14 protein-coding genes are annotated in these 21,289 nt (G+C 33.4%); 11 read left to right on the top strand and 3 right to left on the bottom strand.

All coding sequences use genetic code 11. The features are described 5' to 3' along the window. Positions 1-2: 2 nt before the first annotated feature. Complete coding sequence (locus tag BUC29_RS05120) at positions 3-785, top strand: superoxide dismutase (RefSeq protein ID WP_073414021.1); 783 nt, start codon at positions 3-5, stop codon at positions 783-785. A gap of 61 nt (positions 786-846) precedes the next feature. Here BUC29_RS05120 and BUC29_RS05115 read toward each other — a convergent pair whose 3' ends face one another. Next, positions 847-2,715 carry an alpha-amylase family glycosyl hydrolase gene (locus BUC29_RS05115; protein ID WP_073414019.1) on the bottom strand — a complete coding sequence of 623 codons (1,869 nt, stop codon included), beginning with the start codon at positions 2,713-2,715 and terminating at the stop codon, positions 847-849. 340 nt (positions 2,716-3,055) lie between these two features. Here BUC29_RS05115 and BUC29_RS05110 point away from each other — a divergent pair, with 340 nt between their 5' ends. From BUC29_RS05110 to BUC29_RS05080, 7 genes are all read left to right on the top strand, one after another. After that, a complete protein-coding gene (locus tag BUC29_RS05110; protein ID WP_139260411.1) occupies positions 3,056-4,741 on the top strand; it encodes an OstA-like protein in 1,686 nt (561 codons plus the stop codon). 233 nt (positions 4,742-4,974) lie between these two features. Further along, on the top strand, positions 4,975-6,168 hold the full coding sequence (locus BUC29_RS05105; RefSeq protein ID WP_073414017.1) for an aspartate aminotransferase family protein: 1,194 nt from the start codon (positions 4,975-4,977) through the stop codon (positions 6,166-6,168). Positions 6,169-6,336: 168 nt separating this feature from the next. Next, positions 6,337-7,731 carry a tetratricopeptide repeat protein gene (locus BUC29_RS05100; protein WP_073414015.1) on the top strand — a complete coding sequence of 465 codons (1,395 nt, stop codon included), beginning with the start codon at positions 6,337-6,339 and terminating at the stop codon, positions 7,729-7,731. Then, a complete protein-coding gene (locus tag BUC29_RS05095; RefSeq protein ID WP_073414013.1) occupies positions 7,731-8,480 on the top strand; it encodes a shikimate dehydrogenase family protein in 750 nt (249 codons plus the stop codon). The genes BUC29_RS05100 and BUC29_RS05095 overlap by 1 nt, the downstream gene beginning before the upstream one ends. A 63-nt stretch (positions 8,481-8,543) precedes the next feature. Continuing rightward, entirely contained in the window at positions 8,544-9,305 is a 762-nt protein-coding gene (locus BUC29_RS05090) for a lipid A phosphoethanolamine transferase (RefSeq protein WP_073414011.1), read from the top strand. A gap of 245 nt (positions 9,306-9,550) precedes the next feature. After that, positions 9,551-11,542, top strand: coding sequence for a DUF349 domain-containing protein (locus BUC29_RS05085; protein ID WP_073414009.1), 1,992 nt, complete (start codon positions 9,551-9,553; stop codon positions 11,540-11,542). 379 nt (positions 11,543-11,921) lie between these two features. Next, on the top strand, positions 11,922-12,341 hold the full coding sequence (locus BUC29_RS05080; protein WP_073414007.1) for an OsmC family protein: 420 nt from the start codon (positions 11,922-11,924) through the stop codon (positions 12,339-12,341). A gap of 64 nt (positions 12,342-12,405) precedes the next feature. On the opposite strand, the gene BUC29_RS05075 is transcribed toward BUC29_RS05080, so the two are convergent. Together BUC29_RS05075 and gyrA are read right to left on the bottom strand one after the other, a co-directional pair. After that, complete coding sequence (locus BUC29_RS05075; protein ID WP_073414005.1) at positions 12,406-13,677, bottom strand: tetratricopeptide repeat protein; 1,272 nt, start codon at positions 13,675-13,677, stop codon at positions 12,406-12,408. A 44-nt stretch (positions 13,678-13,721) separates the two neighbouring features. Beyond that, positions 13,722-16,358, bottom strand: a complete 2,637-nt coding sequence (gene gyrA / locus BUC29_RS05070; protein ID WP_073414003.1) for a DNA gyrase subunit A — start codon at positions 16,356-16,358, stop codon at positions 13,722-13,724. Between the two features lie 257 nt (positions 16,359-16,615). On the opposite strand from gyrA, the gene BUC29_RS05065 reads away from it, so the two are divergent. The 3 genes from BUC29_RS05065 to BUC29_RS05055 all read left to right on the top strand — a co-directional run bounded on the left by BUC29_RS05065 (position 16,616) and on the right by BUC29_RS05055 (position 21,286). Further along, positions 16,616-19,162, top strand: a complete 2,547-nt coding sequence (locus BUC29_RS05065; protein WP_073414001.1) for an ATP-dependent Clp protease ATP-binding subunit — start codon at positions 16,616-16,618, stop codon at positions 19,160-19,162. A gap of 140 nt (positions 19,163-19,302) precedes the next feature. Then, entirely contained in the window at positions 19,303-20,670 is a 1,368-nt protein-coding gene (rimK, locus tag BUC29_RS05060; RefSeq protein WP_073413999.1) for a 30S ribosomal protein S6--L-glutamate ligase, read from the top strand. Positions 20,671-20,770: 100 nt separating this feature from the next. After that, on the top strand, positions 20,771-21,286 hold the full coding sequence (locus tag BUC29_RS05055) for a DUF421 domain-containing protein (protein WP_073413997.1): 516 nt from the start codon (positions 20,771-20,773) through the stop codon (positions 21,284-21,286). Positions 21,287-21,289 lie beyond the last annotated feature (3 nt).

Here is a 21,289-nt window from a genome sequence, read left to right as displayed (position 1 = left end):
TTATGAAGAAAAACATTGTTCGTTTCAGCATTTTAGCTTCATTATTTGTATTATTTTCTTGTAATGATAACAATAAGCTGACCGAAGTTGTTGAGGTTCCGCTTCCCACTAAAGAAGAAAAAATAACAATTGGTTCTCCAAACGATGTAAAAGCAGATCCGGGTTCATTTGAACTTACTAAACTGCCTTTTGCCTATGATGGTTTAAGCCCCGCTTTACGATCTCTAACTTTAGAAACACATTATTCTAAACATTATTTATCGTATACAAATAATTTTAATAAAGAAATTGTTTCGACCGAGTTTGAAAATATGCCCATTGAGGATATTTTGAAAAAATTAGACCTTAATAATGCAAAACTTCGTCAGAATGCAGGCGGATATTATAATCACACGCTTTATTTTAATGTTTTAACTCCAAAAGAGCAGACTCCAAAAGATACTCTTGCAGGTTCAATAGATAAAGAATTTGGTTCTTTTAACAATCTTACGAATCAGTTCAAAGGGCAGGCAGAGAAGCAATTTGGTTCAGGATGGGTTTGGCTGGTTGTTGACAGATATGGAAAACTTCAAATTACTACAACAGAAAATCAGGATAATCCATTAATGAAAAATGCTTTGATTCCAGGAACACCAATTTTAGGTATAGATTTATGGGAACATGCTTATTATCTGGATTATCAAAACAGAAAGGGAAGTTATATTGACGCTTTTTATGAACATATCAACTGGGAAAAAGTAAACGAATATTACGTCGAAGCCCTTAAAAAAGTCAAGAAAGTATAAACAAAAAAGCTGATACAAATTGTATCAGCTTTTTTGTTGTTTTATATCATTCTGCAAATCTTTAATTCACTTCAAAAATAAACGACTCAGATGGTTTTATTTTTACCCTGGCAGTCCCTTCTCGGTTCTTTACGGTAAAATACGTTTTGTTTTCTAAATATAACTGATCTAAAAGCACATAATTTCCGTCTTTTAAATTCCATTTTGAAATAACATCTGCAGGAACTTTTAATTCAAATTCACTTGTTTTTTCAGATGAGAAATTAGCAATAACAATCAACTTTTGTTTTTCTGACCAACGAACATACGAATAAATTAATTCGTCATAACCATTATTTTGTCGGTTTACAGATTGTATTTCCTGAAAACTTCCCATCAAAGCCGGACTTTTTATTGAGAAGTTTAATAATCGTTTGTAAAAATCACGTAATTGTTTTTCAGAATCAGATAATTGTCCGCCGTCAAATTTACCTTCATTCATCCATCTTTGATGATTTGGAACTCCTATATAATCAAAAATTGAAGTTCTTGATCGCGTTCCGAAACCAGCATTTTCATTTCCGGCCTCTCCTACTTCCTGTCCAAAATAAACCATTGTTGGCGATGTACTCAAAGTTGTTGAAACTACCATTAAAGGTTTACCTCTTTCCGGAGTTCCTGCAAATTCAGGAGAAGCAAGTCTTTGTTCATCATGATTATCTAAAAAATGAAGCATATGATGCTCAATATCGGCCATTCCTTTTTGAATATCAGATAATCCGTCTGGAGAAGATTTTCCGCGAATGATGTCTTTTAGTTTATCATACGTTTCAACTTTATCATATAAATAATCCATTTTCCCTAAACGAATATAGTTTCGATATTCATTAGGATTATACACTTCTGCCAATAAAAAGGCATCTGGATTTTTCATTTTTATTGCCGAATTCATATAACTCCAAAATTCGTAAGGAACCATTTCGGCCATATCATAACGAAAACCGTCAACACCTTTTGCTGTCCAATACAAAGCAATAGATTTAAATTTTTTCCAGGAATCAGGAACATCTTTATCCTGCCAAAAATCAAAATGTTCTTTATATGACTTTTGGTCAAATCCAGCAGGAAGTTCTGGAAAATCTTTTGAACCATCGGGACGAACACCATAGTTAACTTTTACAGTTTCGTACCAATCATTTTGATCGGGTTTTACTTTACGAGATCCATTTCCTGTCCATTTTGCTGGGTTTTCATCAAATTTTCCATCAATTAGCGGATTTTTTTCTCCATTTAACGGAACATCTCCATCCGGAATTTCAAAATGCTGCTGCGGAATATAATAGAAGTTATTATCACGTTTGTATTCAACGGTTACATCATCATCGGCACCAAAATCTTTTACACCTTCAGGATTGTTTTTTCCTTCGTATTTGCGGGCAATATGATTAGGCACAATATCAATAATCAACTTTAACCCTGCTTTATGAGTTCGGGAAATCAAATCTTCAAATTCCTGTAATCGGTTTGCGGGATTTACCGCTAAATCTGGATTTACATTATAATAATCTTTTACAGCATAAGGAGATCCTGCGCGGCCTTTTACAACTTCAGGATCATCATTTGAAATTCCGTAAGCCGTATAATCGCGTACCATTGCATGATGAGGCACACCAGTGTACCAAATATAGTTTACTCCCAAATCTTTTATTTCGTGAAGTGCTTTATCTGTAAAATCATTAAACTTTCCAACTCCATTTTCTTCAATGGTCCCCCATGGTTTATTGGTTTTATTTTTATTTCCGAATAAACGGGTAAAAACTTGGTAAACAACAATTTTATGCTCTTTTGATTTTTCTTCTTTTGCTTCACTCATTTTTAAATCTTTTGTTTTACAACCTGAAAACAACATTGCTCCAGCTATTCCCACAGCAATAAATTTACTTTTTATCATAGTTTTTTAAATCTAAACGTATTTATTTTATGGAATCAGAAAACCAAATCCAATTTCTAAATTTAGTCTATTTTTTAAAACTCAAAAGCAACGGGCTTTAATTTGTCTTTTTGCAACAGCGAAACCGTTAACTACAACGAAAGAGTTCTCAGTTTTGTTGATAAATTTAAGATGCAAAGTTACAAAGTTGCAAAGAGGCAAAGCTTTTAAAATAATCTAAAAAAACTTTGAACCTCTGCTCCTCTGAACCTTTGCTCCTTAAAAAATAAACACATAAATTAATGCTAATAACAATCTAAGGTTCTATCCTTTTTTATAAATTTGACAAAAATTTAATCACTTGAAGAAATTACTCTTTTTTATATCTTGTCTGCTTTTATTAAGTGTTCAAATCATTTCTGCGCAAGCACCTAAAAAAAATGCACAGGCACCAAAAAAAATCAACATAGAACATTCTGACTACCTTGATGTTGATCAGGAAACTGCACCAGACGCCGTTTTGCTTACAGGAAATGTAAAAGTAAATCACGACGGAGTAGTTCTTACCTGCAATAAAGCGTATTATTTTCAAAAAGAGAACTACTTAAAAGCTTTTGGAAACGTGCAATTAGTACAAGGTGATACGTTGTTTCTCAACAGTAAATATGCTGAATACAACGGGAATATGAAAAAAGCTTTTGCAACTGGAAATGCTGTTATGACTTCACCAGATGCAACTTTGCAAACGGACACGATTAATTTTGACCGAAATACTCAGGAAGTTTTTTATAATACAAAAGGAACAATTGTTAATAAAGACAATACTTTGGTAAGTAAATCCGGTAAATATTTTGTTACTGAGAAAAAGTTTCAGTTTTTGACAGAGGTTACGATTACGAATCCAAAATACGTTATTAAATCAAATCATTTAGATTATTACAGTAATTCCGGGCATACTTATTTACTTGGCCCATCGACCATTACAAGTAAAGCCAATTACATTTATACTGAAAGAGGTTTTTATGATACCAAGAAAAACCTCGCTCACTTTTTACGGAAATCGTATATAAAATACGACGACCGACTCATTGAAGGTGATAGTTTGTTTTATAACAGAAATACCGAATTTGCTTCGGCAACGCGAAATGTAAAAATCACCGATTCTATTAATAAAGGGCTTGTAAAAGGGCATTATGCCGAAATTTACAAACTAAAAGATTCTATGTTTGTAACCAAACGAGCAGTTGCTATTAATTTAGTTGAAAATGATTCGGTTTACATTCACGGACAAAAATTAATGGTTACCGGAAAAGAAGGCGAACGTATTTTAAGAGCTTTTAAAAATGTTCGTTTTTATAAAACGGATATGAGCGGAAAATGTGATTCGATTCATTCAAATTCTAAAACTGCTTTAACAAAACTGATTGGAAATCCGATTCTTTGGAATGGTGACAGTCAAATTACGGGTGATGTAATGCATTTAATTGGTGATAATAATACGAGAAAATTAGATTCTTTAAAAGTTATAAATAATACTTTTTTAATTTCTAAAGATACTCTCGGAACCGGATACAATCAGGTCAAGGGACTCAATTTATTCGGAAAATTTAAAGAAGGAAAACTCCACGATGTTGATGTCGTTAAGAATACCGAAGTCGTTTATTTTATGCGGAACGACGCAAATGAATTGATAGGAATTAATAAAAATGTCAGCAGTAAAATAAATCTTATTCTTGAGAATAATGCCGTAGAAACTATTACATTTTTTAACCGTGTCGACGGAGATATTTTCCCCGAAGAAGATCTACCGGAAAACGCACGAAAACTGCGTGGTTTTGTATGGCGCGGCGATGAAAGAATAAAATCAAAAGATGATATTTTTTCTGCCGAAGAAAATGAAATGAATGACAAATTAATCAAAGAAGGAAAAGAACAGGAAGAAAAAGATAAAAATGTTCCGCTAAAAGTCAGGAAAGAGACTTTGAATTACGACAAGAAAAAACCAGCTGTGAAAGCAGATACTTCGGCTGCAAAAACTAAGAAATAGTTTTCAGTCTCAATTTTTAGAAACCAGAAACTTAAAAACACATTTTAATTTTCAGTTTCAGCTTTGAGATCTTTGCATTAACAATGCAACCTTAATTTTAACCTTACAAACTTTGCGTAAATCTTTGGGATCTTTGCGTTAAAATTAGTTGCGGTTTTTAAGCACAGTTTTCAGAGTCAGGAACAAAAATCTCAGAACCTTAGTACCTTTGTCACTTTGAACCTTTAAAAAAAATGAACCCAGATTTTATAAAATATCAGGCACAAACTTCTCCTTACCCTTTAGGAATGGAAGTTTCGCACGCCATTGGATCTTACATATACGACACAAACGATAAAAAATATTTAGATTTTGTTGCCGGAGTTTCGGCTTGTACGCTTGGGCATCAGCATCCTAGAGTAAATCAGGCAATAAAAGATCAGTTAGACAAATATTCGCACGTAATGGTTTACGGAGAATATTCGCAAAGTCCAGCTGTTCAATACTGTAAATTAATGGCTTCGCTCCTACCCGAATCTCTAAATAAAACATATTTAGTAAATTCAGGAACAGAAGCAATTGAAGGTGCTTTAAAGTTAGCCAAAAGGACAACAGGACGCAGTCAGCTTATTTCGTGCCATAACGCATATCACGGAAACACAATGGGTTCTATGAGCGTTATGGGATTTGAAGAAAGAAAACAAGCTTTTCGTCCTTTGCTTCCTGATGTTGATTTTATTACCTTTAACAACGAAGCCGATCTGGAGAAAATAACAACCAGAACCGCAGCTATTCTTTTAGAAACCATTCAGGGCGGTGCCGGATTTATTCAGCCGGAAAACAATTTTCTGCAAAAAGTCCGCAAACGCTGTGATGAAGTTGGAGCATTAATGATTGTTGATGAAATTCAGCCTGGTTTTGGAAGAACCGGAAAACTATTCGGGTTTCAAAATTACGATGTAGTTCCGGACATTGTGGTTATGGGAAAAGGTATGGGAGGCGGAATGCCCGTTGGCGCTTTTACAGCTTCGGCAGAAAAAATGGATCTTTTGACTGAAAATCCAAAACTGGGACACATCACCACTTTTGGAGGACATCCTGTCATTGCGTCAGCCTGTTTAGCTACTTTGCAGGAATTAACTGAAACAAATTTAATGCAGGAAGCACTTGAAAAGGAAAAACTGTTCAGATCGCTTTTGGTACATCCTTTGATAAAGGAAGTTAGAGGAAAAGGATTAATGCTGGCAGCCATGACCGAATCGGCAGATATTACGAATGAGGTTATTTTAAATTGTCAGGATAAAGGTTTAATATTGTTCTGGCTTTTGTTTGAGGGATGCGCCATCCGGATAACGCCGCCATTAACCATTTCTGAAAAAGAAATAAAGGAAGGCTGCTCTATAATTTTAGAAGTTATGGACGAAATTCTTAAAAAGAAAAATACATAGTTATTAACCTAATTAATCTTTTAAAAATCAAAAGATTAAACTTAAAAACAGAATAAAAGTTCTGTCATTATTGTTAATTAAATTGTTCAAAACAATTAATTAGCCTTCCGCACATCAATTATAACGTTGCCTAAATTTATAACAGGCTAATTTCAAATAAAACAGAGTATGCAATTAAGCAACGAAGAAGAAGATTATAACCTATCCTTATCAAAATTTGAGTCGATGTTAAAAACTAACAAAGTACTCTTTTTTGATTCTGAAGAATTTGAAGAAATTATTCTTCATTATTTAGATATAGGTAAGGCTAATTTAGCAAAAAAGGCCTTAAAACTTGCATTAGACCAACACCCAAAATCTACAGGCTTAAAATTAGTACAAGTAGAAATGCTGGTTTACGAAGACAAACTTGAAATTGCTGAGAAGCTTTTAAACGAGTTGTATGCAATCGAACCGAATAACGAGGAAATTTATATCCAGAAAGCCAATATCTGCTCTAAAAGAGATCAGCACGAAAAAGCGGTAGAATTACTTAAAATTGCCCTGCAATATACTGATGACTACGCCGATGTGTACAACTTGATTGGAATGGAATATCTTTTTATGGATAATCTTGAACTGGCAAAAGAAAGCTTCATTAAATGTCTGGAAGAAGATTTAGAAGATCAATCTGCCTTGTATAACGTAGTTTACTGTTTTGAATTTTTAGATCAAAATCAGGAAGCGATCGTGTATTTAAACGAGTATATCAACAAAAACCCATATAGTGAAATCGCCTGGCATCAGCTTGGGAGATTGCATTATGGCGTAAAAGAATATGAAAATGCGATTCGTGCTTTTGATTATGCAACTTTAATTGACGATGAGTTTTTGGGTGCATTTATGGAAAAAGCAAAGGCTTACGAACGTCTTAAAAAGTATAATGAAGCTATTGAAAGCTACAATCGTACAATTGAATTAGACGATGCAACTTCGTATGCTTTGTTACGCATCGGTAAATGTTATGAAAAACTGGGAAATGCTGTAAAAGCACTTCAATACTACAACCAGACTGTTCACGAAGATCCGCTTTTAGACAAAGGCTGGATTGCGATTACTGATTTTCATGTTCGCCAGAAAAACTTTCAAAAGGCATTGTTTTTTGTCAACAAAGCATTAGCAATCGACAATCAAAATCGTATGTATTGGAAACGATATGCTACGATCAACAAACAAATGAACTTTTTTGAAGAAGCTGAATTTGGATACAGAAAAGCAGTTGAATTTGGAGATTATGCTCTTGATACGTGGTTGTTTTGGGTTGATATTCTTCAGTTTCTTGGTGAATTCGAAAGTGCTATTCAAACCTTACTTCAGGCTTCAGAATATTTTCCGGAAGAAAACGAAATCGAATATCGTTTAGCAGGATTGTATTTTATGATTCAGGACAATACAAAAGCAAAATTCCATTTAAGCAATGGTTTGCGCCTGAACTTTGATAATTATATTCTTATCGAAGATTTGTTTCCTGTAGTCTGGACAAAAAAAACAGTTAGAAATTATATCGAAAAACACAGAAAATAATGATTGATATTTTAAAAAGGCGTTTTGGCTTATTGGGCCGTAATATTAGTTACTCATTTTCAAAAGGTTATTTTACAGAAAAATTTAACGACGAAATTTTCGCTGGTAACAGCTATGAGAATTTTGATATTTCTGAAATCAGCCATTTTACCGGATTACTTAAAAACAATCCAGATTTGAAAGGTTTAAACGTTACGATTCCTTACAAAGAGCAGGTAATTCCTTTTTTAGATAAATTATCAAAAAAAGCAGCTTTAATTGGTGCTGTAAACACTATTAAATTTACCAAAAAAGGGAAATTAAAAGGTTACAACACCGATTATTACGGCTTTAAAAAATCATTAAAACCATTATTAGAACCGCACCATAAAAAAGCTCTGATTCTTGGAACGGGCGGAGCGTCAAAAGGTGTCGCCTTTGCACTTGACGAATTAAATATCCCTTATACTTTTGTTTCAAGAGAAGCCAAAGAAAATATTATCGATTATAATTTGATTAACGCGACTACGTTTGACAATTTTCAAATTATAGTTAACTGTACTCCTGTTGGTACAAGTCCAAATATTGAGGCTTGTCCTGATCTTCCTTACGAGTTTTTTACAGAAAAACATATCGCTTACGATTTGATTTACAATCCTGCAGAAACTCAATTTCTTAAAAATGCCAAAGAAAAAGGGGCTGTAATTAAAAACGGATATGACATGCTTATTTTTCAGGCAGAAAAAGCCTGGAAAATCTGGAACAAATAAAAAAGCTAAAAATCAAAAATTAAAGTAATTTTCGTAAATTAGTCTACTCATTTGTAGATAGTTATGACAAAATCAACACTTAACTTTTGTATTTTATTTTTTATTTCACTTGCTTCGACAGCTCAGGAATCTCAAAATACAAATGAGACTGCAAAGACTGTGTATGAAGAAGCCCGATATCATTATTATCTAAAAACAATTTTGCTTTTTAATGAATATTTAGATACTGATTCCGGATCGTATAATACAACTCAAATTCGTTTTCTTCATCCTATTGGTAATAAAGCCTGGAATTTAAGAGTTGATCTTCCTTTAATATCAACAAATACTTCTTCAATTAATAAAACCGGTCTTGGTGATGTGGGTGCAGGTATTAGCTATATTCCATATTTAGACCATAAAAATGGCGGAGTTGCTTTGCGTGGCCGTGTTATATCAAATTCAGCTGTTGATCCTGCACTGGGATCCGGAAAGTGGGTCTTTGCTCCTGCCGTATTCTTTGGAAAATATTTGATTACAAATAAGCTTTTATGGATAAGTTCTTTTGAAAATCAAAGCAGTTTTGCAGGATCAAGCAACAGAAGCAGAGTTAGTATTACTTCATTTGAAAATTATTTTATGTACCTTTTCGGAAAGAATTGGGTTGCGGCCGATGCCGCTTTTAGATACAATGATGTCAATAAAGGTTTTCCAAACAATGCTTTTGTTGAATTTGGACGAAAAATAACTCCAAATGATCTGGCATATATTCATCCGAGTGTTGCTTTTGGAAATCATAAAACCTATAATTTTGGTATTGAAGTAGGCATGCTGATTTTATTTTAGAATTAAAATGAAGAACTTTCGGCTTTTGGCCATCAATTTGATTTCTTTTTTCTAAAAAAAAATAGGAAATCAGAATTTTTATATCTTTCAAACAATTTATAAAATTAATATATGAAATGTGTAAACGAGTGTGAAGAATAAGAATTTCATCGTAAAATACAGTAGAAATAAACGATTTATTTTGTATTTAGAAACACCTTTACTATCTTTCGCACTGTTTAAAGTAAAAACCTTATACATTTAAGATGTTAGAAGAAAAGAATGATAACCTGCAAGAAGCAGACGGAAAATTAGGAATCGATATAAGTGATTCTACAGAAAATAATGCAGCAGAAGTTACAGAATCTGAAACTGTAACTGAAACTCCTGTTTCTAAAACTGAAACAGAAGCTGAAGAAACAGCTAAAACTGATGAAACTGATCATCAAACTGCATTAGATGCTATAACAAATTCAAACGCCGAAGAAAGTGAAGATGAAACGCTAAAAGAGCGTCATGATATTCCTATGAAGGATTATGATACTTTTGCTTTGGATGCACTTGTAGATGAACTAAAAAAATTGGTCAATACAGATAAAACTATGTCTGTAAAAGATCATATTGAGGAAATAAAAAAATCATTTTTACTGAAATACAACCATCTTTTAGATGAAAAAAGAGAAGAATTTAATGCTTCTAAAGAAGACCCAAATGAAGAATTTGAGTATCACTCTCCTTTGAAATCTAAATTTGATGAATATTATAATATTTTTAGAGAAAAAAGAAATGCTCATTTTAAACATTTGCAGACTAATCTAAAAACGAATTTAGAAAACAGACTTGCTATTGTTGAAGAGTTAAAAGAACTAATAAATCCGCAGGCGAACATAAAAGACACTCTTAAACATTTTAATGATTTGAGAGAAAGATGGAAAAATGCCGGAGCGATTCCAAAAGACAAGTACAATCATGTTTGGAATAATTACCATTTTCATGTAGAAAATTTCTATGATTACCTGCATTTAGACCGCGAAGCAAGAGATTTAGATTTCAAACATAATCTTGAGCAAAAACAAAAAATCATTGCCAGAGTTGAAGAACTTGTAAATGAAGCCGATGTAAGCAAAGCTTTCCGTGAGCTACAGGATTTACACAGACTTTGGAAGGAAGATATTGGTCCTGTTTCTAAAGAACATCGTGATTCAATCTGGAATAAATTTAGTGAACTGACTAAAAAAATTCACGATAAAAGAGAACTTTTATTTGAAAACCAAAGAGCAAATGAACAGCAGAATCTTGAAGCTAAAAAAGAAATTATAGCTAAAATTGAAGATTTAGGAACTGAAAAAGTAAATTCTCACTCTCAATGGCTGGTTCAGATTCAGAAAGTTGAAACTTTAAGAAATGAGTTTTTTGCTGCCGGAAAAGTTCCTGCTGAGGTTAATGAAGAAACCTGGGCAGCATTTAAAACTGCTGTTAGAAATTTTAATGCTTTTAAAAATTCTTTTTACAAAGACATTAAAAAGGATCAAAACGATAATTTAAACAAAAAAATGGCTCTTGTAGCTAAAGCCAAAGAACTACAGGAAAGTACTGATTTTGCATCTACTACGCCAATAATGAAACAAATTCAGGAAGAATGGAAACAGATTGGTCACGTTCCTAAAAAATATTCAGATAAAATCTGGAAAGAATTTAAAGATGCCTGCAACCATTATTTTGATAAATTAAAAGAGCACAAATCTGAAGAAAATGCAGACGAGGTTGCTGCTTTTGATAATAAGAAAGCTTATCTGGATATTTTGAGAGCTTACCAGCTTACCGGAGATCATAAAACAGATCTGGATGCTATCAAAAAACATATTGAAATCTGGAAAGGTTATGGAAAAGTGCCTTTTTCAAGACGCCATATTGAAGGTAAATTCAATAAAATTTTAGATGCTCTTTTTGAAAAATTAAGTTTAAGCAAAAAAGAATCTGAAATGATGCGTTTCTCAAACAGAATCGATTCTTTATCAGACAGCAATGATACACGCAAATTAGATAATGAGAAAATTTTCATTATGCGTAAAATCGAAGAAGTTCAAAATGAAATCTTCCAGCTAGAAAACAATATACAGTTCTTTGCTAATACTAAAAATTCTAAAAAAGAGAATTCTATCGTAACAGAAGTACGCAAAAACATTGCAATTCACAAAGAAAGTCTGGAAGTTTGGAAAGACAAACTGAAACAATTGAGAAACTTAAATCAGGAATAAAAGATTTAAATTTTATAAATTCAAAAAGGTGTGATGAGTTATTCATTACACCTTTTTTTGTGCTTATTTTTTTAACGCAAAGTTTGCAAAGATTTATTTATTAAGAGTTGTTTAAAAACATAAGCCCGCAAAGCTTCGCCTTAATAACAGCTTTGCGAACTTTTATACTTGTATACAACAAAAAACTTTGCAAGCTTTACACAAACCCTTGGCGTTCTTTGCGTTAAAATCCCAATCCGATTTTCAACAAAAACCAAAACTTAACATTCTCATTAAATTTCGTAAAACTATTCTGCGAAATATTGATTATATTTGAGTTACCACTATTAATTACCGTTTCAAACAAATAACATTTAATATTAATTTTAAATTAGAGAATATGAAATTTACTAGAAAAGCTAATGCCAACTGGAAAGGAACCGGCATGGAAGGAAAAGGAACTATCAGTACGCAAAGTACTACTTTAGATAACGCACAATTATCGTTTAAAACACGATTTGCAGACGGAGTTGGAACAAATCCTGAGGAATTAGTTGCTGCGGCACATTCTGGCTGTTTTACAATGCAGTTAAGCTTTTTACTTAACGAAGCCGGATTTACTGCTGATGATTTGTCAACTGAAGCAACTGTAACTTTTGAAGATGGTTCGATAACCTTAATTCATTTGGATTTAAAAGGAAAGGTTCCGTCAATTTCTGCAGAAGAATTCGAAAAAACTGCTGCAAAGGCAAAGGAAATCTGCCCGATTTCTAAACTTTTGAATACAACAATTACATTATCGGCATCATTAGTAAACTAATATTTTATACATAAAAAAACCATCCGTTGCTGCGGATGGTTTTTTTATTTTAAATGAGCTTTAATTAGTTCATTGTAGCTTTTAAAGCTTTTGCTTCAGCTGTCATTTCTAACGCTTTGTAAACTCCTAATAATGTTTTAGCAACATCTTCGTTTTTAGGATCTAATTCATTAGCTTTTTTCAAGTAAGGAATTACTCCTTTGAAAACATCTTCTCTTTGTGCTTTTAAAACATCATAACGCTTCATATCTTTTGCAGAAGTACCTAATTTATTCATCTCATCGATGATTGGTTTTTCAGCATCTAATTTTAATGCAGCAAGATTTAAGTATGCATTAGTATAATTTGGATTGATTTCAATTGCTTTTAAGTAATATTTTTCAGCATCTGCGTTGTTTTTTGCATTTGCACTTAATACACCTAAGTTAAAAACTAAATCAGCATTGTTTGGATCTTTTTGTAAAGCTTCACCAACTAATTTTTTGTACTGATCATAATCTTTTGTTTCAAGATATAAGTTAGCTTCTGTAAGAATTAAAGAACTATCATCCGGGTTTGTTTTTCTTGCATCAGCGATTGCTTTTTTAGCTTCTTCAATTTTTCCTTTTTGAACTAAAATTAATGCTAAGTTTTTGTAGATCTCACCTCTTTTTGATGGAATAGCTTCTGTTTTAGGCTTTTCGTGAGTTCCTAATTTGATAGCTAAATCTCTTTCTTTAGCATTTGCGAAGTTATCTTCATTATTGTTCGCTTTGTTTGTAGCTAAATATAAAGTTCCTTTTCCAGAATAGTTTAATTTTTTCAACTCTTCATACATTGGAAGCGCTGTATCAAAATCCTGAGCATTTACAGCTGTAGAAGCTGCATAATAAAGGTTGATTGTATCGTTTTTATCAAGCAAATAAGCATCGTATAATTTTTTAGCTCCGTCAGCATGTTTGTTTGCCTGAGTATCCGCAATCGCAGAGTTAATCAATAAACCTTTAATGTTTGTAATTGAAGCTGCAGCCTGTGTTGAATATTTCTGCTTTCCAGATGCTTTTTCAACTTCGATTAATTTTTTATAGCTGTCGGCTGCTGCGCTTAAATTTTTACTTTCTTCAACTTTTTTATTAGCAAGATCTAAGTAAGCATTTCCTTGTACGAAATAATATTGTGCCTGCTCAGTATCTTTTGCATTAACAATTAAGTTTTCTGCATCTTTTAGTTGAGCAAGTGCTCCTTGTGCATCACCGCTTTTTAATGCTTTTTCTGCATTTTTAATTTGATCTTTTTGAGCAAATGTAGCTACAGAAATCAGTAATGCTGATGCTAGTATAACATATTTACTTTTCATAATGTTCAATTTGTATATTTAATTTAATTTTCTTGTGGTTTTATTTACTCCTCAGATTCTTCTTCAGAATCATCTTCGTCTTCAACTACATCATCAGAATCATCTTCATCATCTTCTGCAGTTCCGTCATCTTCAAGAACTTCTAAATCCGGTTTTACTCTTTCTATAACAGATTCAACAACGTTTCCATTTTCATCAACTACAACTTCTTCGGCTTCGTCTTTCATTACTTTTGTAACAGCTGCGATAGAATCCTTACCTTTTAGGTTAATTAATCTAACACCTTGAGTTGCACGTCCCATAACACGTAAATCCTCAATTGCCATTCTAATAGTTAGTCCAGATTTATTAATAATCATTAAATCATCAGAATCCGTTACAGCATTAATCGAAATTAATTTACCAGTTTTTTCGGTAATATTAAGCGTTTTAACCCCTTTACCTCCACGGTTGGTAATTCTGTAAACATCTTCTCCGTCGTCGTCAACCAATTTGGTACGTTTTCCGTATCCGTTTTCGGTTACAACCAAAATTTGAGAATCGGCAATATTATTTTTAGCTACAGTAACCATACCAATTACTTCATCAATCTCGTCTTTTAAACTAATTCCACGAACTCCTGAAGCTGTTCTTCCCATCGGACGTGTTTTTGTTTCTTCAAAACGAACTAATTTTCCAGACTTAACTGCCAGGATAATTTGGCTTTCTCCATCTGTTAATTTAGCCTCTAATAATTCATCACCCTCTTTAATTGTAATAGCGGCAACACCATTAGCACGAGGTTTAGAGTATTTCTCTAAAGAAGTTTTCTTTACCTGTCCTTGTTTGGTAACCATTACAAGGTTATGTGTATTGATGTAATCTTTGTCTTTTAAATCTTGTGTACAGATGAAAGCTTTTACTTTATCATCACTTTCGATATTGATAAGGTTTTGAATTGCTCTTCCTTTTGCTGTTTTGCTTCCTTCCGGAATTTCGTAAACACGCATCCAGAAACATTTTCCTTTTTGCGTAAAGAACATCATATACTGGTGGTTTGTTGCAACGAACATGTGTTCAAGGAAATCCTGATCTCTTGTTCCCGCACTCTTCTGTCCTACTCCTCCTCTGTTTTGAGTTTTGTATTCAGATAAGTTAGTACGTTTGATATAACCTGCGTGAGAAATTGTAATTACCACATTTTCATCTGCAATTAAATCCTCAATACTTACATCACCTCCAGAATATTCGATTTGAGAACGACGATCATCTCCGTATTTATCACGGATTTCTGTAAGCTCTTCTTTAATTAAATCTATTCTTAAATTAACATCAGCTAATAAAGCTTTTAAGTGTTCGATTAATTTCATCAATTCATCAAACTCAGCTCTTAATTTATCCTGCTCCAGACCTGTTAACTGACGCAGACGCATTTCAACAATAGCACGAGCCTGAATGTCTGACAATTTAAATCTTTCGATTAATTTTTCTCTTGCTTCGTCTGTGTTTTTAGATCCTCTAATTAACGCAATTACTTCATCAATATTGTCTGACGCGATAATTAAACCTTCTAAAATATGGGCTCTTTCCTCAGCTTTACGTAATTCAAACTGAGTTCTTCTTACTACTACGTCATGACGGTGCTCAATAAAATAATGAATCATATCTTTAAGATTCAATAATTGAGGACGTCCTTTTACTAATGCAATATTATTTACACTAAAAGAAGATTGTAATTGAGTATACTTATATAAGGTATTTAAAACTACGTTTGGTGTAGCATCACGTTTCAGGATATAAACAATACGCATACCGCTTCTATCCGATTCATCACGGATATTAGCAATACCTTCAATTTTTTTCTCGTTAACTAAGTCAGCTGTACGTTTAATCATCTCAGCTTTGTTAACCTGATATGGAATCTCGGTAACAATGATACTTTCTCTTCCGTCTACTTCTTCAAAACCAACTTTAGCGCGCATTACAATACGTCCTCTACCGGTTTTAAAAGCTTCGCGAACACCTTCGTATCCATATATTATACCTCCAGTTGGAAAATCAGGAGCTTTAATATGCGTCATTAATTCGTCAACTTCAATATCATTATTATCAAGGTAAGCCAAAGTACCATTGATAACTTCTGTTAAATTGTGCGGCGGCATGTTAGTCGCCATACCAACTGCAATACCCGTTGCTCCGTTTACTAATAAAGTAGGAACTCTTGTAGGCATTACTTTTGGTTCATATATAGTATCATCAAAGTTTAATTGAAAATCAACTGTTTCTTTTTCGATATCTGCCATAATTTCCTCAGAAATTCTGCGCATTCTGGCCTCAGTATAACGCATTGCTGCCGGACTGTCACCATCTACAGATCCAAAGTTACCCTGACCATCAACTAATAAATATCGCATACTCCACTCCTGAGCCATACGAACCATTGCATCATAAACAGATGTATCTCCGTGAGGGTGATACTTACCCAGAACCTCCCCTACAATTCTAGCAGATTTTTTGTGGGCAGATCTTGAAGTTACACCTAAATCATACATTCCGTAAAGTACTCTTCGATGCACTGGTTTCAAGCCATCTCTAACATCAGGAAGCGCTCTCGATACAATTACTGACATCGAATAATCGATGTAAGCCGATTTCATTTCATCTTCAATGTTAATAGGAATTAACTTTTCTCCTTCAGACATAAGTTGTTATGTTTAAATAATTATTTAGTTTCAAAGCGTGCCAAGATACGTTTTTTTAAAGATTTTTCAGCTATTTCGACACACTTATTTAAACGATTTATTAACAACTTTAATTTCGCTTTTGGTTAATAAATTAAGCGTTTTTTAACGCTTTTATTGTTATTTTTTTTGTCAATTAGCTGACAGTAGTTCTCAATGGGTATGGTTTTTGTTTTTCAAACTGTAATTCATTAAATTTACAATACCAATTATATATTATGGATGATAATTTTTCACCAAGAGTAAAAGATGTTATTACATACAGTAAAGAAGAAGCCCTTCGTTTAGGACACGACTTTATTGGTACTGAACATCTAATGCTGGGCATTTTAAGAGATGGTAACGGAAAAGCTATTCATATACTTAATAACCTGGCAGTCGATTTAGATCATTTACGCAGGAAGGTAGAAATACTGAGTCCAGCCAACCACAGCGTTGAGGTAAATGCCGAAAAGAAAAACCTTCATCTTACCCGACAGGCCGAAAGGGCACTGAAGACCACTTTTCTTGAAGCAAAAGTATTTCAAAGTTCGTCGATTAGCACAGCTCACCTGCTTTTATGTATCTTACGAAACGAAAACGATCCAACAACCAAGCTGTTGAATAAACTTAAAATAGATTATGACATAGCTAAAGAACAATATTTAAACATGACGCCAAACGAAGAAGAATTCTTAGAAAACTTGCCAAGAAATGAATCGTACAATGACGATTCAGGACAAGATGACAGTCTAAAGGAAAGTAGTTTCAATAATCCAGCCAATAAGTCAAACAAAAAATCTAAGACTCCGGTTTTAGATAATTTTGGGAGAGATTTAACAGAAATGGCCGAAGAAGGAAAACTTGACCCTGTTGTAGGACGCGAAAAAGAAATTGAACGCGTTTCTCAAATTTTAAGCCGAAGAAAAAAGAACAACCCGCTTCTTATTGGAGAACCTGGAGTTGGTAAATCTGCTATTGCAGAAGGACTTGCTCTGCGTATTATTCAAAAGAAAGTTTCTCGTATTCTTTTCAACAAACGTGTTGTAACACTTGATCTTGCAAGTTTAGTTGCAGGAACAAAATACAGAGGCCAGTTTGAAGAAAGAATGAAAGCCGTAATGAACGAGCTTGAGAAAAACGATGATATTATTCTTTTTATTGATGAAATCCACACTATTGTAGGAGCTGGAGGAGCAACAGGTTCACTTGATGCTTCAAATATGTTCAAGCCTGCTTTAGCAAGAGGTGAAATACAATGTATTGGTGCTACAACTCTTGATGAGTACAGACAATATATCGAAAAAGATGGTGCCTTAGAAAGACGTTTCCAAAAAGTAATTGTAGAACCAACTTCTGTTGCAGAAACAATTGCCATTTTGAACAACGTAAAAGATAAATACGAAGATCACCATAATGTTACCTATACGCCAGAAGCTATCGAAGCTTGTGTTAAACTTACAGATCGTTATATGTCTGAACGTTTTTTACCAGACAAAGCGATTGATGCTCTTGACGAGGCTGGATCACGCGTACACATTACAAACATTGATGTTCCAAAACAAATTCTTGATTTAGAACGTCAGTTAGAAGAAGTTCGCGAAATGAAAAATATGGTAGTTAAAAAACAAAAATATGAAGAAGCTGCCAAACTTCGCGATGATGAAAAACGTATAGAAAAAGATCTTGCTTTAGCACAAGAACAATGGGAAGAAGATTCTAAAAACAACCGAATTGAAGTTACAGAAGATAATGTAGCAGATGTTGTTTCTATGATGACCGGAATTCCTGTTAACAGAATTGCACAGACAGAAAGCAACAAATTAGCCAAATTACCTGAATTAATTCAGAATAAAGTAATTGGTCAAAATGATGCCGTTCTTAAAATTGCACGTTCTATTCAACGTAACAGAGCCGGACTTAAAGATCCTAACAAACCAATCGGTTCATTCATTTTCTTAGGTCAAACAGGTGTTGGTAAAACACAATTAGCAAAAGTTCTGGCTAAAGAATTATTCGATTCTGAAGATGCATTAGTTCGTATCGACATGAGCGAATACATGGAAAAATTTGCGATTTCTCGTTTAGTTGGAGCGCCTCCAGGATACGTTGGTTATGAAGAAGGCGGACAATTGACTGAAAAAGTTCGTAGAAAACCATATTGTGTTGTACTTTTAGATGAGATTGAAAAAGCACACCCGGATGTATTCAATATGATGTTGCAAGTTTTAGATGACGGATACTTAACAGATAGTTTAGGTCGTAAAATTGACTTTAAAAACACTATTATTATCATGACCTCTAACGTTGGTGCACGTCAGTTAAAAGACTTCGGACAAGGTGTTGGATTTGGTACTGCAGCAAGAACAGCACAGGCAGATGAAAATTCAAAAAGCATTATCGAAAATGCATTGAAGAAAACTTTTGCTCCTGAGTTCTTAAACAGAATTGATGACGTAATTGTATTTAACGCATTAGAAAAAGCGGATATTGATTTGATTATCGAAATCGAATTGAAAAAACTATATTCTCGTATTGCAGAGTTAGGTTACAAACTAAGCTTAACAGACAAAGCCAAAGCATTTATTGCAGAAAAAGGTTTTGACAAACAGTTTGGAGCAAGACCTCTAAAAAGAGCAATCCAAAAATATGTTGAAGATTTGTTAGCCGAAGAAATCATCACTTCAAAAATACATTCTGGTGATGAAATCATGATGGATTTAAAAGATGATTCGCAAGAACTTTCGGTAGAAATTCACAAAGCCGAAGAACCGACAAATCAATAAATTAGTCAAAAATTATAACATAAATAATCTACCCGTTACGTTTTCATAACATAACGGGTATTTTTTTTAGATAATTTACTATCTTTAGTAAAAGCAAATAGCTATTTTTGAATTTAAATTCTATAACAAAAAAACAATATATGCTTCAAAACAAAGTCATTTTAGGCAGCGAAGAATGGTGCTCATTTCCAGAACTTGGAATTCCGACAATTAAGGCTCGTGTCGATTCTGGTGCGAAAACTTCGGCAATGCACGCAATCAATATTGCTCCTTTCATAAAAAATGATGCTAATTGGGTAAAATTTGATATTAACCCAATTCAGAATAACATAAAAACTATTATTCATTGTGAAGCTCCTCTGGTTGACAAAAGAATTGTAAAAAGTTCCAGTGGTTACAGAGAACATCGTTATGTTATTCAGACGCATTTAAAAATTGGCGATGCAAAATGGCCAATAGAAATGACTTTGACAAATCGTGATTCGATGGGTTTTCGTATGCTTTTAGGACGTGAAGCCATGAGTGGACGTGTTTTGGTAGATCCTGAACAAAAGTATCTTTTAGGACAGCCTTCTCCTGAAACCTTAAAAGAGTTATACCAAAATTCAGAAAAAGCTAGCTCTGGTTTACGAATTGGTCTTTTAGCCAGTAACCCTGAATTATACAGCAACAAACGTATCATGGAAGCCGGCGAAATGCGCGGTCATGAAATGCATTTCCTAAACATCAAGGAATGTTACATGAAACTTGATGCAAAAAAACCTGAAATCCATTACCGTGGTGGAAAAATCCTAAACGAGTTTGATGCCATAATTCCTAGAATAAGGCCAAGTATTACTTTCTATGGCTGTGCATTGACACGTCAGTTTGAAGCTTTGAAAGTTTTTGTTTTAAATTCAGCCACAGCTATTACGCAGTCAAGAGATAAATTATACTCATTACAGCTGCTTTTAAATAGCGGTATTGATATTCCAACAACTGGTTTTGCTAATTCTCCGCTTGATACAGACAACTTAATTAAAATGGTGGGCGGTTCACCTTTAATTGTAAAATTATTAGAAGGAACCCAGGGAAAAGGTGTTGTTTTAGCCGAAACTAAAAAAGCTGCAGAAAGTGTTATTAATGCTTTTAAAAGTTTAAATGCCAATATATTAGTTCAGGAATTTATTAAAGAAGCCAACGGAAAAGATATCCGTTGTTTTGTAATCGATGGAAAAGTGGTTGCCGCGATTCAGCGTGAAGCGATGCCGGGCGAATTTAGAGCTAATATTCACTTAGGCGGAACTGCATCTGTAATTAAGGTAACACCTGAAGAAAAAAAGATCGCTATTAAAGCCGCAAAAGCAATGGATTTAAAAGTAGCAGGTGTTGATATTATCCGCTCTTCTAAAGGGCCTTTATTACTTGAAGTAAACTCTTCTCCAGGTCTTGAAGGAATTGAAGGCGCAACAAACAAGGATGTTGCAGGAGAAATGATTAAAGCTATTGAAAAGAATTTCAAATTATAACTAAGTTCATTTAAACTTAATTGTATCCAGATAATTTAGCAGCTTTGTCAAAGTTTAAAACTTTGACAAAGCTTTTTTATTTAACTTTAAAATAAAAAATATGATTTTCCCTTATTTTGATATTATAGTAAGAAGTGTTGCTGTCTATTTTTTTATGACAATTGCTTTAAGAATCTTTGGAAAAAAAGAACTTTCTCAATTAAATACCGCCGATATTATTCTGATTTTACTGATTAGTAATTCTGTACAAAATGCCATGGTTGGTCCTGACACGAGCCTTCTAGGAGGTTTGGTTGCAGCGCTGGTTTTATTTGTAATCAACTTTGCAATTAAAAAGCTTACCAGCAGATATAAAACCCTCGGCAATATATTACTCGACAAACCGGAAGTATTAATTCACGACGGTAAACTTGATTTTAAAGCTTTAAGCAAATTAGATATTTCGGACGCAGAATTAAAAGAAGCCATGAGAGAACACGGAATCGAATATTTTAAAAATGTAAGACTGGCGATGTTAGAAATTGACGGAACAATTAGTATTATTTCTGAAGATCAAAACAAATTGAAACAAACACATTACAAACGTAAACACAATCATAAAAACTTTAGGAAGTAAAAA

It is taken from the genome of Flavobacterium defluvii, assembly GCF_900129555.1.
Lineage (GTDB): Bacteria > Bacteroidota > Bacteroidia > Flavobacteriales > Flavobacteriaceae > Flavobacterium > Flavobacterium defluvii.
Note: the sequence above shows the minus strand (reverse complement) of the source record. Positions and strands in the feature narration are given on the sequence as shown.

Excerpts from the sequence above, each read along its gene's own strand:
- BUC29_RS05120 (WP_073414021.1), top strand. The coding sequence starts at position 3 with ATGAAGAAAAACATTGTTCGTTTCAGCATTTTAGCTTCATTATTTGTA.
- BUC29_RS05115 (WP_073414019.1), bottom strand. The coding sequence starts at position 2,715 with ATGATAAAAAGTAAATTTATTGCTGTGGGAATAGCTGGAGCAATGTTG.
- BUC29_RS05105 (WP_073414017.1), top strand. The coding sequence starts at position 4,975 with ATGAACCCAGATTTTATAAAATATCAGGCACAAACTTCTCCTTACCCT.
- BUC29_RS05100 (WP_073414015.1), top strand. The coding sequence starts at position 6,337 with ATGCAATTAAGCAACGAAGAAGAAGATTATAACCTATCCTTATCAAAA.
- BUC29_RS05095 (WP_073414013.1), top strand. The coding sequence starts at position 7,731 with ATGATTGATATTTTAAAAAGGCGTTTTGGCTTATTGGGCCGTAATATT.
- BUC29_RS05090 (WP_073414011.1), top strand. The coding sequence starts at position 8,544 with ATGACAAAATCAACACTTAACTTTTGTATTTTATTTTTTATTTCACTT.
- BUC29_RS05085 (WP_073414009.1), top strand. The coding sequence starts at position 9,551 with ATGTTAGAAGAAAAGAATGATAACCTGCAAGAAGCAGACGGAAAATTA.
- BUC29_RS05080 (WP_073414007.1), top strand. The coding sequence starts at position 11,922 with ATGAAATTTACTAGAAAAGCTAATGCCAACTGGAAAGGAACCGGCATG.
- BUC29_RS05075 (WP_073414005.1), bottom strand. The coding sequence starts at position 13,677 with ATGAAAAGTAAATATGTTATACTAGCATCAGCATTACTGATTTCTGTA.
- gyrA (WP_073414003.1), bottom strand. The coding sequence starts at position 16,358 with ATGTCTGAAGGAGAAAAGTTAATTCCTATTAACATTGAAGATGAAATG.
- BUC29_RS05065 (WP_073414001.1), top strand. The coding sequence starts at position 16,616 with ATGGATGATAATTTTTCACCAAGAGTAAAAGATGTTATTACATACAGT.
- rimK (WP_073413999.1), top strand. The coding sequence starts at position 19,303 with ATGCTTCAAAACAAAGTCATTTTAGGCAGCGAAGAATGGTGCTCATTT.
- BUC29_RS05055 (WP_073413997.1), top strand. The coding sequence starts at position 20,771 with ATGATTTTCCCTTATTTTGATATTATAGTAAGAAGTGTTGCTGTCTAT.